Raw genomic sequence first — 14,564 nt, forward strand, 5'->3', positions numbered from 1 at the left:
CGGGAGGGGCCGCGGGCGGCCGGGTGGTGGTAGAAGCGTGCGCGCGTGCTCGACTCTCCGCCCCGTCGCTCGCCCCTGCCCGGACGTGCCGCGCCATGTTGATGTCGGTGCAGGAGTACGTCGACTGGATGACGCGGCTCGGCCGGTTCGGCGAGTCGGCGGCGGCGCCGGAGCACGACCCGCGGGTGTGTACGCGCTACTTGCAACTGCACGCGCGCTGGCTCGGCGGCCCGCTCGAGGCGCCGGTGGTGGTGGTTCCGGGCGGGCTCGGGTTCTACCGCGATCCGCTGGCGGGCGGCGGAGCGTTCGCGTGGGCGCTGGTGGGGGCGCTGTCGCATCCGGTGGTGCCGCTGGCGGCGCCGGAGATCGCGGCGGCGGCGGAGGCGGTAGCGATCGCGCTGGCGGACGACTGCGGCGATTCGCAGGTCATGACCGACACGTTCGAGGCGGAGGGGCTGAGCGAGCCGACGGCGCCGAACGGTGAATGCTTCGCGTGGTTGTCGAGCCCGCGCGCCCGCTTCGACGGGACGTTCTCCGAGTACCTGGCGTCGCTGTCGGCCGACCGCCGCCGGGCTGCGCGCGAGCTGCTGGCGCGATTCGACGAATCGGCGGGGTTCCGCTTCGTCCTCACGCCGGAGGCGCCGAGCGAGGCGGAGCTGACGTGGGTCGCAGAGCAGCTGACGCGACAGTGGGGCGAGGACGCCGCATACGCGCTGGCGCAGCATCTGTGGCCAGTGGCGGTCGCCGAGGTGCGGCCCGGTCAGGCGCTGTTCATGCGCGTGTACGCGGGCGACCAGCTGGCGTACTTCAACGGCTACCTGGTGCGCGGCGCGGTGATCACCTCGCAGTCGACCAGCCGCAACCTCGACCTGCACCACGACGGCCTCGGGGTGGTCATCGATCTGCTGGCGATCGCCCGGCTCATCGACGCGTTCCCGGCGGTCCGCCGGCTCGACCCGACGTGCCGCACCGGGCTCGACGATCCGCCGTCGATCGGCGTGGCCAAGCGCAAGGTCGTCAACGAGAACGCGTACAAGCCGGCGCTGCTGATCGGGGCGCCGACGCCGGAGTGCGCGGCCGGGTGCCCTTATTTCGCGCCGGGACAGGGGTGGGTGGCCGGGACGGCGGGGATCGTCGGGAGGCGGCTGTGAGTCGCGGTGGTTCTGCTAATAATAACAGGACACCGCCGCGGCTGACGCCGGCGATCGTGCGCCGCCTGGCCGCGGAGCTGCAACAGCGCCGGGCGGGCGCGGGCCTGCGGGCGTTCGTGATGGCGGCGGAGGACATCCCGGAGGTCGCGGAGATGAGCGCGACGGCGTTCGGCGAGGAGGCGCTGTCGCCGGCGAAGCTGCGGTTCTACTGCGAACGAGCGCACGCGCTGGCGATCGGGCTGCGCCGCGAGGACGCGATCGTCAGCTACACCCTGGTCGAGCTGAACCGCGGGCAGCGGCGGGTCTACGTGGTGGAGACGTGCACGCGCGCCGGCGAACAGGGCCGCGGCCACGCGTCGTGGCTGCGCGCGAAGATGGCAGGGATCGCGCACCGGCTGGGCTACCGCACGCAGACGACGCACGTGCGGCTGTCGAACACTGCGGCGCAGGAGCTCAATCGCCGGGCGGGGATGGTGCTGGTGCGGGCGATCGAGGAGTATTACGATGATGGCGAGACGGGGCTGTACCTGGCGCGGGCGTTGACGGCGGCGGACGATGATGCATAAGAGGCGGGCGTGGGAGGGTGAAGGATGAAGGACTTTCGCGCGACCATGGAGGAGATCGGCACGCCGCAAGACTGCTCGCGCCTGTGGCAATACGGCATCGAGACCTACGAGGACCTGCTCGCGCTCGCGGAGGGCGAGCACGACGTGGACCTGCGACGGAGCGCGTGCTGGTACCTGGCGCGGCTGGGAGGCGAGCGCGCGTTCACGGCGTTCGCCCGCTGTCTCGAGGCGGAGGAAGAGCGCGTCCGTTGCGGGGCAGCGCTCAGCCTCGGCGAACTGGGCGGCGAGCAGGCCATGGAGCGGCTCATCCAGTGCCTCGAGGCCGACCCGGACGCCGACGTGCGCTGGTTCGCGGCGCACGGCCTCGGCGAGATCGGCGACAAGCGGGCCTTCGTGGCGCTCCGGACCGTCTTGCGTCGATCGGAGGAGGACCCGCGGGTCCGCGGGATGGCGGCGGAAGCACTCGCCTACATCGGCGACCGGCGGGGCGTCGGCGAGCTGGTCAAGGTGCTGGGCGATCCCTCCCCGGAGCTCCGATACTGGGTCGTGTTCGCGCTCGGTCAGATCGGCAACGCTTCGCTGATCCCGAAGCTGCTGCCGATGCTCGAGGACCATGCGAGCACGCCCGAATTCGGATCGGTCGCCGACGAGGTGGCCGCGACGATCGAGATCCTCAAGGAGAAGGAGGGCGAGAACGGCGGCTGAGCGGCGAACGGCGACCCTCATGACGGGTAGCCTCGCGCCGCGGGTCTGCGCACTCGGAGGGCGGGGTGGCTCGCGGTATCGCGTCGAGATGAACCCGCGCGCGGATCGAGCTCTCGCGGCCCTTCTTTTGTTCCCACGGGCCGGTCGCCCGTGAATCATCCGACTACGATTTCGGCTTGAAATCTACATAGCCCACAGCATCCGAGAGCTGCGCGACAATAGCATGGCGAGCGGCCCATTCTCGATAACACACGAAGCAATCGAGCCGAAGCAGCGTGTCGGTAATACAGTCGTGCCGAGCGTTATCATCAGACAGTCGAAGCAGCGCCAGCTCGCACTCCGAACAAAGCGGGAGGTTGCCCAACCCGGCGATCGGGATATGGACGACACCAAGAGGGCGATCCTCGGCCGAGGCCTCCGCCAGATGAAGTCAGACATGGAAGAACATGCGGACCTCATGTCCGCGCCTGCACTTGCTCATGGGCCTCTCCTTCCTGGGGCCTCAGCCCTTGCGGCGCGCCTCGAGCTCGCGCGCGAGGGCGCGTGCCTCGTCGCCCTCGGGGATCGGTTGGCCGCCGTCGCGCCAGGCGATGGCGGCCTTGAAGCCCTCCGCCTGGGCGTAGCGGCGGAACCACAGGCCCTCCGGGTTGTGACGGGTGATGCCGTCGAAGAGCGTGGCCAGGTTCTGGGTCTGCTCGAGGCCCATGGTCAGCATGACCTGGTTGACCACCATCTTGTGCATGGCGAGGTGATTGCGTGGCACCGCGGCGATGCGGTCGGCGAGCTGGCGCGTGCGGGCCTCGAGTCGATCGAGCGGGACTGCGTCGTTGGCGAGGCCCCACTCCTTCGCGGTGAGGCCGTCGATCGTGTCGCCGGTGAACATCAGCTGTTTGGCCCGCGTGGGCCCGAGACGGAAGGTCCACATCGCGGTGGTCGGGCAGCCCCACACGCGCGTGGGCATGTAGCCGATGCGCGCGTCCTCGGCCATGAGCAGCAGGTCGCAGCACAGGGCGATGTCGCTGCCGCCCGCCACCGCGGCGCCGTGGACCTTGGCGATCGTGGGCTTGGGGCTGCGCCACAGCGACATGAAGTCGTCGGTGTTGCGGCGCATGAACGCGTAGTCCTCGAGCGGGTCCCACGGGTCGCGCTCTTGCTGGCAGGGGTGATCGATCTGCCCCTGGCCGTAGAACGCCAGGTCGTAGCCGCCGCAGAAGCCCTTGCCGGCGCCCTCCACCACGATCACGTGGATCTCGGGCTCGGCGTTGGCCCACTCGACCGCGGCTCGCAGCTCGCGCGGCGTCTCCTCGCCGATCGCGTTGAGGCGGTCGGGGCGGTCGAGCAGCAGCCGCGCGACGCGAGGGTTGACGGGGTCGGGATCGATGCGGAGCGTGGAGAAGACGGGCATGGGACCTCTTCGCAGAGGTAGCACGCCCGGGCGGCGCTGCGGCCCGCTTCAGATGCCCTTGCGGCGGCCGCGGCCGAAGTGCCAGGCGGCGTTGAGGCCGATCTCGGTGGCGAAGGCGGGGCTGCCCGGGCTGCCGATGATGCCGAACTCTGCGTGGCCGCCGAGGCTCCAGCGCTCGTTGATCTTGCCGAGCACCATGGGGCCGCCGAGCAGCCAGCCGGCGAAGTTCACGTCGCGGAAGGTGCCGTGGGTGATGCCGACGCCGAGGCCGAGGCGCAGCGAGAACAGGCCGACGATGCGCTCGTTGCCGCCGCCGATCAGGAGGTTGCCCTCGGGGCCGATGTAGTGGGTGGCGAAGTCGTAGTGGACGAGGCCTTCCTGGCGGCCGCGGACGCCGCGGTAGTGCAGGCGCGGGCCGCCGCCGATGTAGCCGCGGTCGCGGGCGCCGAAGCGCTGGGAGGCGTGGACGCCGATGCCGAAGTGGCCGCCGTGGAAGTCGTCGCCCGGGTACATCAGAGAATAGCCGCCGAACAGGCGCAGGGCCCAGTCGGGCGGGCGCTTGGCGGACCTGGCCTCGGGGACAGGTGTGGGCTCGGGCGCGGAGGCGACGGCGCCTTCGGCGGGCAGGCTGTCCGCGCCCTCGGTGATGATGAAGCCGGCGCGGCGGTTGGTGGTCCAGATCTCCTGGCACTCGGCGAGCTTGTTGTCGGCGACGGTGTCCTCGGAGCGGTTGCGGCAGGCGGTCGGTTCGACGCGCTCGGGCTGGCTCTCGCCGAAGCCGCGGGCCTCGAGGCGCTCGGCCGCGACGCCGCGGCGGACCAGCGCGGCGCGGAGCGACTTGGCGCGCAGGTCGGACAGCTCTTGATTGGACTTGGTGCTGCCGCGGCTGTCGGTGTGGCCCTCGATGCGGACCTTCACGTCCGGGTACTGCTTGAGGATCGCGGTGTAGCGGTCGAGGATGTCGTCGGAGCCGCCGCCTTTCAGCGCGGCCGAGCCGGTCTCGAACTCGATCTCGCCGTTCTCGTAGGCGAGCTTGTCGCCCTGGCGCACGATCGTCACCGCCGAGGCGCGGACGATCGGCTTGTCGGCCGAGCCGTCCAGCGGCGGCGTGGACACGCTCAGCGAGGCCGAGGCCTTGCAACCGGCGAGGCCCGCGAGCGCGAGGACGACGACGAGGGGACGAGGAGGTCTGCGCATGCGCGGAAAATACACCACCGCCGCGCCGGCGAGCGACGAACTCAAGGGCCGGTGAGGCGCTGGCGACCGGCGCGGGTGAGGCCGCAGACGAACAGCTCCATACGATTGCTGGGCAGCTGCGTGGCCTTGACCTCTTCCATGCCCATGGCGCCGATCGAGGCGAGCAGGCGGGGGATGTGTCGGACGGCGCGCCAGTCGTCGAGCTTGAGGGTGAGGAGAACACCGTGAAGCGCGTGGCGGGGGCGGGCGGCGAGGCGGCGGGCGGTGATGAGGGCGACCTGCGGGGCGAGGTTCACGTCCATCAGCACCCAGTGCAGCGCGGTCGGCAGGTCGGCGCGCTGGACCATGCTCATCGGGCGGTGCAGGTGGATGAAGCGATTGTCGGCGGGGCCCCGGTAGTCGAGGACGACCGGGTCCATGAGCGCGGGGTCGATGCCGTAGACGGTGACGCCGCGGCGCAGCAGGGCGTAGCTGGCACCGCCGGGGGCGCTGCCGATCTCGACGGCGACGTCGCCGGCGCGCACCGGAGCGCCGGACCAGATCAGGGCCTCCTCGAGCTTGCGATAGGCCCGCGAGGGGGCCTCGGGCGGCATGTCGACGGCGATCCGCCCGCCCGGGAACGGCGAGTGGCCGGGGCCGTGGACGTGGTGGCCGACCCACCACGGCTCGTCCTCGGCGACGATGACGTCGAGCACGCGGTCGCCGACGGCCGCGACCTCGCCCGGGAGCAGCGGGTGCTGTCCTTCGGGCCAGGCGGCGAGCAAGGCCGCGCGCACCTCGGCGGCGCGCGGGCCGTAGCGGAAGCCGTGCGGCTCCTCGCCGGGGCGGGTCACGTCGCGCTCCCACACGTGCAGGCGCACGGGCTGGCCTTCGGGACATGTCCCGGAGAGCATTGTGAAGACCTGCGCCGGGCCCTCCGCGGGGCCGAGCGAGGCGCCGAAGGCGCGGACGAACACCGCCGGCAGCGGGGCGTCGGGGGCGACCGGCGAGGGCGACTTGAAGGTGACGAGGCCGGGCCGGCTGTAGGCGAAGCGGAGCTCGGGGCGCAGGGTCGCGAGCTCGGCCTTGACTGCCGGCTCGGCGCCGAGCTGGCACACGCAGAAGAGGAAGTGGGTCACGCGGGCGCTACTTGACGAACACGGTGACGGCGCGGAGGCCCCACGACTCGTCCTCGATCGGCTCGTCGAGGTTGCTGGTGAAGCTCAGGGCGATCGCGTCGCCGTCGTGGGCGGCCGCGTTGGTGCTCACCGGGAGCAGGCCGTCGGGGGACTCGCCGTCGCCGCAGACGTCGCTCTCCTGGTTGCAGCTGAACGACGAGGCCGCGTCGCACAGCTGCGTGAAGATCTCCGTGTCGCCCAGCTTGATGATCAGCTGCTCGCCGGTGAAGGCGTCCCACGAGTCCATGATCACCGCCTCGGCGTTCACGCGCAGCTCGGTGTGCGGGACGGACGCGGCGGTGGCCGCGAGCGCGAGCACGTCGCCGGTGCCGAACGGGCCCATCATGGCGCCGAATTCGCCGCACTCGCCCTCGACCACCGGGTCCCAGGTGCCGCGCGAGTCGGCGAGGACCTGCGTCCACCCCGGGCTGTCGGGCTCCATGTCGCAGACGAAGTCGGCGGCCTGGCCGTCGCCGTCGGGGTCGAGCGGGTAGGTGCCGCTCGGCAGGTCGGGCTTGGCCTCGTGCAGGGCGAGGCAGCTGGCGAGCAGCGGGGCGCAGGTGCCGGCGTCGCAATTGCCCGACTTGCAGTCGCTGTTGTCGACGCAGGCGGCGTCGCTGTCGCACGGGCCGCAGGTGCCGCCGCCGCAGTCGACGTCGGTCTCTTCGTTGTTCTTCTCGCCGTCGGCGCAGCCCTCCGGAGCGTCGGTGGTGCTGGTCGACAGCGTGTCCGAGGTCATCACCGAATTCGTCGTGGTCGGCTCGGTGACGCCGGTGGCGGTGTCGGGCTCGCCGCTCGAGCTGGTGTCGGTCGGGTCCTCGGTGTCGGTGTTCCCCTGGACGGCCGGGTCGACGCAGCCGAGGAGGAGCCCGGGCAAGACCAGGGTGGTGACGAAGAGACAGGTCTTGGAGGACATGTGGCTCAGTGCTCGTTCAGGAAGCGGTGCGCGTCGACCGAGGTGTCGACCCAGCGGATTGTGCCAGTCTTGCTGCGGATGGCCAGGCTCTGGAGGTGCATGCGATCGCCGATCCGCCGCACACCTTTCAGCAGGGGGCCCCCGGTGACTCCGGTGGCGACGAAGATGACGTCGCCGCGGACCAAATCCTCGACGCCGAACACCCGATCGGGGTCTTTGTGCCCCATGGCGATGGCCCGCTTGCGTTCGTCGTCGGAGCGGAACACCAGCTTGCCGACGAACTCGCCGCCCATGCAGTGGATCGCCGCGGCCCCGAGCACGCCCTCGGGCGCGCCGCCGATGCCGTAGACCATGTCGATGCCGCTCTTGGGGATGCACGTGGCGACCACCGGCGCGACGTCGCCGTCGGTGATCAGGTGGATCCGCGCGCCGGCCTCACGCAGCTCGGTGACCAGGTTCTCGTGGCGCGGCCGGTCGAGCACGACGACGGTGAGCTCGTCGGGCCGCCGACCCTTGGCGGCGGCGAGGGTGTAGAGGTTGTCGCGCGGCGACTTCGACAGCGAGATCTTGCCGCGACCCTCGGGGCCGCAGGCGATCTTCATCATGTAACAGTCGGGCGCGTTGAGCAGGAGGCCGCGGTCGGTCACCGCGAGGACGGTGATCGCGCCGGGCAAGCCGTTGGCGCACAGGTTGGTGCCCTCGAGCGGGTCGACGGCGATGTCGACCTCGGGCAGCGTCGGGTCGGAGGGGCCGACCTTTTCGCCGATGTAGAGCATCGGCGCCTCGTCGCGCTCGCCCTCGCCGATGACGATGGTGCCGCGCGCCGCGACGCGCTCGAACGCCTCGCGCATGGCCTTGACCGCGGCCGCGTCGGCGCCGTTGCGGTCGCCGCGGCCGATCATGGTCGAGGCGGCGATCGCTGCCGCCTCGGTGACGCGGGTGTACTCGAGGACGAGGGTGCGGTCCATGTCAGTCGTCTCCTTCGGGCTCGGGGGTCAGATTGGCGAGGGCGGCCCGCAAGGGGCCAGGAAAACGCGCCGGCCGCCCATCGGCGCGGGCGATACAGCAGTGGCAGGTCTCGGCGAAGGCGATGGTCAGCGGCTGTTCGAGGCCCCTGCGATCGCCCGGCGCGACGAGGACCTGGTAGCCGAGGATGAGCCGCGCGTAGCCGATCTCGACCACGCCGACCATGACCGACAGGATGTCGTCGTACCGCGCCGGCGAGAGGTAGCTGATCTGCAAGTCGGTCAGCGGCAAGGCGTAACCCGCCGCCTCGACGTCGGCGTAGGTCTGCCCGGCGTCGCGCATGAACTCGACCCGCGCCGCCTCGAGATAGCGGGCGTAGGTGCCGTGGTACACGACTCCCATCTGGTCGGTGTCGGCGTAGATGACCCGCAACTTGACGCCGAGCCGTAGCTCTCGAGCAGGCGAACGGGTGAGCCGGGGAGTGCGCGCCATGACGAGCGGCGCGAGGGTAAACCGCCCGGCCCACGAGCGGGACCGCCCGGGACGTGAGTCGGGTCGCGTGCGAGCGCGACGGCAGAATTTCTTTAGAAAAGGGAAAAACGACTGGAACGGCGACCGAGCGGCCATTTGCGGCCGGGCTTGCGAGGAATTCGCGACGCACGACCGCGGGTCGCGGGCGGGAGCTGTCGCGGCCGACGCCCGAGCGGACGCGGTGCTCGCCGAGGACCGACGACCTCGACGCCGCGCCGGCCGCCCGCTCGCGGCTCAGGCCGGCCGCTCGCGCCGCCTCGCGGGGAAGATTTCTACAACGGGCGAGTGGATCGCGGGGATCGTGGAGGATGCTCTCCGCGAGCTCCGTGCACTCCGAGCAATGCGCGGTGATGGGATGAATCGCTGCTCGACGGCGGGTGGCGGCCATAATGGCTTGATCTTCGAGATGTCTATAAGGACATGTTTTTTTAGACAGATGATCGCGTTGGCCGTGAAGCCGCGGCGGCGGGCCTGGGCGGTCCCGCCTGGTCGACGGGCGGGCCTGCGCGGTGTATTCTCGCGGCGCCGACATGCCGATCCACAACTACGCCCAGCCGCGCGGCACCACAGTCACCGTCGAGATCGATTCGCCAGCGCTGGCGGCCAACGTGGTCGGCGACCCGTCGTCGCGGGCCGTGGCGGTGTATCTGCCCGCCGGCTACGACCGCGGCAACGAGCGCTATCCGATCTTCGTCGACCTCGCGGGCTACAGCAGCTCGGGGCTCAAGCGGCTCGGGTGGACCGGGTTCGGCGAGTCGATGCCGCAGCGGCTCGACCGGCTGATCGCCAGCGGGGCGATGGGGCCGGTGATCGGCGTGTTCCCCGACTGCTTCACGGCGCTGGGCGGCAATCAGTACATCAACTCGAGCGCGCTCGGCCGGTGGGAGGACTTCCTCGCCGACGAGCTGCCGGCGCGGCTGGAGCGCGAGTTTCGCGTCAAGCCGGGGCGCGCGGGGCGGGCGCTGTTCGGCCACTCGAGCGGCGGCTACGGGGCGCTGGTCCACGGCATGCGCCGCGCCGACGCGTGGGGGGCGGTCGGCTGTCACGCCGGCGACTGCAACTTCGACCTGGTCTATCGGCCAGATTTTCCCAAGCTGGTGTCCGCGCTGGCGCGCCACGGCGGGGTCGAAGGTTTTTTAAAGACGTTCGCGGCCTCGCCGAAGTGGGGCGGCGGCGACCACCTGCCGCTGATGCTGCTGGCGATGGCGGCCACGTACGACCCCGACCCGACGGCGTTCATGGGCGTGCGGCTGCCGGTCGACCTGCACACGTGCGAGCTCGACGCCGAGGCGTGGGCCCGGTGGTTGCGCTGGGACCCGCTGCGCATGGTCGAGGCGCCGGAGGTGCAGGCCAACCTGCGCCGGCTCCACGGTCTGTTCATCGACGCGGGCTCGCGCGACCAGTTCCTCGCGCACTTCGGCGCGCGCGCGCTGGTGCGGCGGCTGTCGGCGCACGGCATCCCGCACGTGTACGAGGAGTTCCCCGACGACCACTCGAACACCAGCTACCGCCTCGACGTGTCGCTGCCCTACCTGTGGCGCGCGCTCGACGGGGCCGGCCCCGGGTAGTATCCTGCGGGCCCATGCCGCCTGTCCGCTCGACCATCTTCGTGGCGCTCGCGCTCGCCGCGTGCCAGAACCCCGACGTGAGCAAGAGCGACAGGCCGGTGGCGAAGGCGCCGGCAAAGGACGCGGAGGACGAGGCGGAGGCGGCGAAGGCGGCGCCGAAGAAGCCGGAGGTCAAGGTGCCGACCCAGGCCGAGCTGCTGCGCGCGAAGATCGATCAGTTCGTGACGTCGCCGCTGAAGACCGACGTGTCGGCGCTGCCGCCGGCGGAGAAGGCGGCGCTCGACAAGCTGATCGAGGCGGCGCGGCTGATGGACCCGATCTTCGACCGCCAGACGTGGGCCGGCAACCCGGCGCTGCGGGCGGAGCTCGAGAAGGACACCAGCGAGCTCGGCGTCATCAAGCTCGACTACTTCACCGTGATGCGCGGGCCGTGGGACCGGCAGGAGCACTACGCGCCGTTCGCGACCACTCTGGCGCACCCGCCCGGCGCGGGCTTTTATCCGGAGGACCTCGGCGCCGACGCCTTCAAGAAGTGGGTCGCGGATCATCCGGAGGACAAGGCGGCGTTCGAGAGCCTGACGACGGTGATCGCTCGCGTCGGTGACAAGCTCGAGGCGCGGCCCTACAGCGCCGAGTACGGCGAGTGGCTGGGCCCCGCCGCGAAGGCGCTCGAGGACGCGGCCAAGCTGACGAAGAACAGGTCGCTGACGAAGTTCCTGCGCTCGCGCGCGCAGGCGTTCCGCACCGACGACTATTATCAGTCGGACAAGGATTGGATGGACCTCGACAGCGTCGTCGAGATCACCATCGGGCCCTACGAGACCTATGAGGACGAGCTGCTCGGCCTCAAGGCCAGCTTCGAGGCGTTCGTCACCGTCAGCGACCCCAAGGCCTCGGCGGCGCTGGCCAAGTACAAGAAGTACCTGCCGGAGATGGAGCAGCACCTGCCGATCCCCGACGAGGTCAAGACCCGGCGCGGCAGCGAGAGCCCGATCCGCGTGGTCGACCTGGTGTTCTCCGCCGGCGACGCGCGCAAGTCGGTGCAGACGATCGCGTTCAACTTGCCCAACGACGAGCGGGTCCGCGCCGAGAAGGGCGCCAAGAAGGTGCTGCTGCGCAACCTCATCGAGACCAAATTCGAGGCCATCATGCGCCCGATCGGCAACGAGGTGCTGCACGCCGATCACGTCGCGTCGCTGTCCGGCGAGGCGTTCTTCCTGCAGGTGCTGTTCCACGAGCTGTCGCACAGCCTCGGCCCGGCGTTCGTCGGCGGCGAGGCGAAGGACGGGAAGGCAGACAAGGTCGACGTCCGGGTCGCGCTCGGGGCCAGCTACTCGCCGCTCGAGGAGGCCAAGGCCGACGTGATGGGCGCGTACAACGTGCTCTACATGATCGAGAAGGGCGAGCTCGCGGCCGAGCTGAAGGACAAGGTGCTGCTGTCGTACTTCGCGGGGCTGTTCCGCAGCGCCCGCTTCGGCGTGGCCGAGGCGCACGGGCGCGGGGCGGCGCTGCAGCTGAACCGCTTCCTCGCCGCCGGCGCGGTGACGCCCGAGAGCGCGAGCGGCAAGTTCAAGGTCGACCTCGCCAAGCTCGAGGCGGCGATCGGCGACCTGGTGCGCGACATCTGCCTGGTCCAGCACAGCGGCGACAAGGCCGCGGCCGACAAGCTGCTCGACGAGCACGGCAAGATCACGCCGCTGCTGCAGGCCGCGCTCGATCGCCTGGGGACCATCCCGGTCGACATCCGCCCCTCTTACCCGCTCGCCGGCGAGATCCTGCCGCAGTGACCGCCGCCGACAACATCGTCGCCGGCCCGCGCAGCCTGCGGGAGTTCGCGGCCAAGCTGATCGAGCAGCCCGACAAGAGCACCTCGTCGGACGCGATCCTCGAGTGTTTTTTGGATTGGGTCACCGAGACCGGGCTCGAGCTGTACCCGGCGCAGGAGGAGGCGATCCTCGAGCTCCTGGCCGGCAAGCACGTGGTGCTCAACACGCCGACCGGCTCGGGCAAGTCGCTGGTGGCGACCGCGATGCACCTGGCGGCGGTGGCCCGCCGGCGCCGCAGCGTGTACACGAGCCCGATCAAGGCGCTGGTCAGCGAGAAGTTCTTCGCGCTGTGCCGCGAGTTCGGGCCGGACCGCGTCGGCATGATGACCGGCGACGCGAGCGTCAACCGCGACGCGCCGATCCTCTGCTGCACGGCGGAGATCCTCGCCAACATGGCGCTGCGCGACGGGCGGATGGCGCCGGTCGACGACGCGGTGCTCGACGAGTTCCATTATTACGGGGACCGCGATCGCGGGATGGCCTGGCAGATCCCGCTGCTGGCGCTGCCGTACACGACGTTTTTGTTGATGTCGGCGACGCTCGGCGACACGACCAAGGTCGAGGACGGGCTCAAGCGGCTGACCAAGCAGGAGGTCGCGGTGGTGCGCTCGGCGACCCGGCCGGTGCCGCTCGACTTCGAGTACCGCGAGTCGCCGCTGCACGAGACGATCGGCTACCTGCTCGACCGCGGGCGCGCGCCGATCTACATCGTCAGCTTCACCCAGCGCGAGGCCGCCGAGGAGGCGCAGAACCTGATGAGCACGAACCTGTGCTCGCGCGAGGAGAAGGCGGCGATCGCCGAGGCGATGGCGGGGTTCCGCTTCGACACGCCGTACGGCAAGGAGATCCAGGGCTACCTCAAGCACGGGGTGGGGGTGCACCACGCGGGGCTGTTGCCGAAGTACCGCCTGCTGGTCGAAAAGCTGGCGCAGCAGGGCAAGCTGCGGGTGATCTGCGGCACCGACACGCTCGGGGTCGGGGTCAACATCCCGATCCGCACGGTGCTGTTCACCAAGCTGTGCAAGTACGACGGCGAGCAGACGCGGATCCTCGGGGCCCGCGACTTCAAGCAGATCGCCGGGCGGGCCGGGCGCAAGGGCTTCGACGATCACGGCTACGTGGTGTGCCAGGCGCCGGAGCACGTGATCGAGAACAAGCGGCTCGAGGCCAAGGCGGCGGCCGACCCGAAGAAGAAGAAGTTCGTGCGCCGGCAGCCGCCCGAGAAGGGGTATGTCCCCTGGGACAGGTCGACGTTCGAGAAGCTGTTAGGCCGCGACCCGGAGCCGCTGCAGTCGCGGTTCGTGGTGTCGTTCGGGATGATCTTGAGCCTGATCCAGTCGCCGGCCAACACCAACGCGTGGGGCGGCGGCTACCGCCGGCTGGTCGAGCTGATCGCGGCGGCGCACGACGAGGCGCGGGCCAAGACCCGTCACCGGCGCGAGGCGGCGACGCTGTTCCGGGCGCTGCGCAAGGCGGGGATCGTCAAGCTGGTGCCGCTCGACGCGCGCAAGGACGGCGGGGGCGGCCGCGCGGTCCGGCTCGACGAGCACCTGCAGAAGGACTTCTCGCTCCACCACACGCTGTCGCTGTACCTGCTCGACACGCTCGGCCGCGTGCCGCAGGACTCGCCGACCTACGCGCTCGACGTGGTGTCGCTGGTCGAGTCGCTGCTCGAGAACCCGCAGGTGGTGCTGCAGGCGCAGGAGCACCGCGCCCGCTCGGAGAAGATCGGCGAGCTCAAGGCGGCCGGCGTCGAGTACGAGGAGCGGATGGCGGAGCTCGAGAAGGTCTCGTACCCCAAGCCGCTGGCCGACTTCATCTACGACACGTTCAACGAGTTCTCGGCGGTGCACCCGTGGGTCGGGCAGGAGAACATCCGCCCGAAGTCGGTGGTCCGCGACATGGTCGAGCGCTACGTCGCGTTCAACGACTACGTCAAGGAGTACGGGCTGCAGCGCAGCGAGGGCGTGCTGCTGCGCTACTTGATGCAGGCCTACAAGCTCCTCGTGCAGACGGTGCCCGACGCGGCCAAGACCGACGAGGTGCACGACGTGATCGGCTTCCTGCGGGCGATGTTCGAGCACGTCGACACCAGCCTCCTGCAGGAGTGGGAGCGCATGCTGCACCCGCCGGTGTCGGAGGGCGAAGCCGCGCCCGTCGGGCCGCGCGATCTGTCGGCCGATCCCAAGGCGTTCGCGGCGCGCGTGCGCGCGGAGATGCACGCGCTGGTGCGCGCGCTCGCCGAGCGCGACTGGGAGGACGCGGCGGTCGGCACGCGCGCAGACCTTGAGGACCCGTGGACCCCCGAGCGGTTCGCCCAGGCGATGGCCGAGTACTACGCCGAGTACCCGACGCTGCGCTTCGACCACGGGGCGCGGTTCCCCAAGTACACGCGCATCGAGCCGGTCGCCGACCAGGTCTGGCGGGTCACGCAGGTGCTCGTCGACCCCGAGGAGGACAACCTGTGGCACATCGAGGGCGAGGTCGACCTGCGCGGTGACGGCTTCCCCGAGGGTCCGCTGGTGAAGGTGCGTGCGATCGCGGTGTGAGTCTCGGCGCGACATTCGCTCCGTGTC

General features: G+C 70.6%; 12 protein-coding genes. 6 read left to right on the forward strand and 6 right to left on the reverse strand.

Going from position 1 to position 14,564, the window contains the following annotated elements:
- The first annotated feature begins 95 nt into the window (after positions 1–95).
- Genes O0S08_RS49735 through O0S08_RS49745 form a run of 3 tightly spaced genes read left to right on the forward strand, consistent with a single transcriptional unit; the run spans position 96 to position 2,422 of the window.
- Complete coding sequence (locus tag O0S08_RS49735) at positions 96–1,151, forward strand: GNAT family N-acetyltransferase (RefSeq protein ID WP_269036605.1); 1,056 nt, start codon at positions 96–98, stop codon at positions 1,149–1,151.
- Positions 1,148–1,717, forward strand: a complete 570-nt coding sequence (locus O0S08_RS49740; protein WP_269036606.1) for a GNAT family N-acetyltransferase — start codon at positions 1,148–1,150, stop codon at positions 1,715–1,717. Before O0S08_RS49735 ends, O0S08_RS49740 begins: the two co-directional genes overlap by 4 nt.
- A 24-nt stretch (positions 1,718–1,741) precedes the next feature.
- Entirely contained in the window at positions 1,742–2,422 is a 681-nt protein-coding gene (locus tag O0S08_RS49745) for a HEAT repeat domain-containing protein (protein ID WP_269036607.1), read from the forward strand.
- Positions 2,423–2,924: 502 nt separating this feature from the next.
- Here the strand turns inward: O0S08_RS49745 and O0S08_RS49750 are convergent.
- Genes O0S08_RS49750 through O0S08_RS49775 form a run of 6 tightly spaced genes read right to left on the reverse strand, consistent with a single transcriptional unit; the run spans position 2,925 to position 8,555 of the window.
- Positions 2,925–3,827 carry a crotonase/enoyl-CoA hydratase family protein gene (locus O0S08_RS49750; protein WP_269036608.1) on the reverse strand — a complete coding sequence of 301 codons (903 nt, stop codon included), beginning with the start codon at positions 3,825–3,827 and terminating at the stop codon, positions 2,925–2,927.
- Positions 3,828–3,875: 48 nt separating this feature from the next.
- Entirely contained in the window at positions 3,876–5,024 is a 1,149-nt protein-coding gene (locus O0S08_RS49755; protein WP_269036609.1) for an OmpA family protein, read from the reverse strand.
- Between the two features lie 41 nt (positions 5,025–5,065).
- Positions 5,066–6,142, reverse strand: a complete 1,077-nt coding sequence (locus O0S08_RS49760; protein ID WP_269036610.1) for a class I SAM-dependent methyltransferase — start codon at positions 6,140–6,142, stop codon at positions 5,066–5,068.
- A 7-nt stretch (positions 6,143–6,149) separates the two neighbouring features.
- A complete protein-coding gene (locus O0S08_RS49765; RefSeq protein WP_269036611.1) occupies positions 6,150–7,097 on the reverse strand; it encodes a fibrinogen-like YCDxxxxGGGW domain-containing protein in 948 nt (315 codons plus the stop codon).
- A 5-nt stretch (positions 7,098–7,102) separates the two neighbouring features.
- Positions 7,103–8,065, reverse strand: a complete 963-nt coding sequence (gene glpX / locus O0S08_RS49770) for a class II fructose-bisphosphatase (RefSeq protein WP_269036612.1) — start codon at positions 8,063–8,065, stop codon at positions 7,103–7,105.
- Position 8,066: 1 nt separating this feature from the next.
- Entirely contained in the window at positions 8,067–8,555 is a 489-nt protein-coding gene (locus O0S08_RS49775) for an acyl-CoA thioesterase (protein WP_269036613.1), read from the reverse strand.
- Positions 8,556–9,124: 569 nt separating this feature from the next.
- Here O0S08_RS49775 and O0S08_RS49780 point away from each other — a divergent pair.
- Genes O0S08_RS49780 through O0S08_RS49790 form a run of 3 tightly spaced genes read left to right on the forward strand, consistent with a single transcriptional unit; the run spans position 9,125 to position 14,537 of the window.
- The gene (locus tag O0S08_RS49780) at positions 9,125–10,162 is read left to right on the forward strand and encodes an alpha/beta hydrolase (protein WP_269036614.1); all 1,038 of its coding nucleotides are present in this window, start codon (positions 9,125–9,127) and stop codon (positions 10,160–10,162) included.
- A 14-nt stretch (positions 10,163–10,176) separates the two neighbouring features.
- Positions 10,177–11,949 (forward strand): DUF8614 domain-containing protein, encoded by a 1,773-nt coding sequence (locus O0S08_RS49785; RefSeq protein WP_269036615.1) that lies wholly within the window; start codon positions 10,177–10,179, stop codon positions 11,947–11,949.
- Positions 11,946–14,537, forward strand: a complete 2,592-nt coding sequence (locus tag O0S08_RS49790; RefSeq protein WP_276082581.1) for a DEAD/DEAH box helicase — start codon at positions 11,946–11,948, stop codon at positions 14,535–14,537. Before O0S08_RS49785 ends, O0S08_RS49790 begins: the two co-directional genes overlap by 4 nt.
- Positions 14,538–14,564: the final 27 nt, after the last annotated feature.

The organism is Nannocystis punicea (genome assembly GCF_026965555.1).
GTDB classification, from domain to species: Bacteria; Myxococcota_A; Polyangia; order Nannocystales; family Nannocystaceae; genus Nannocystis; species Nannocystis punicea.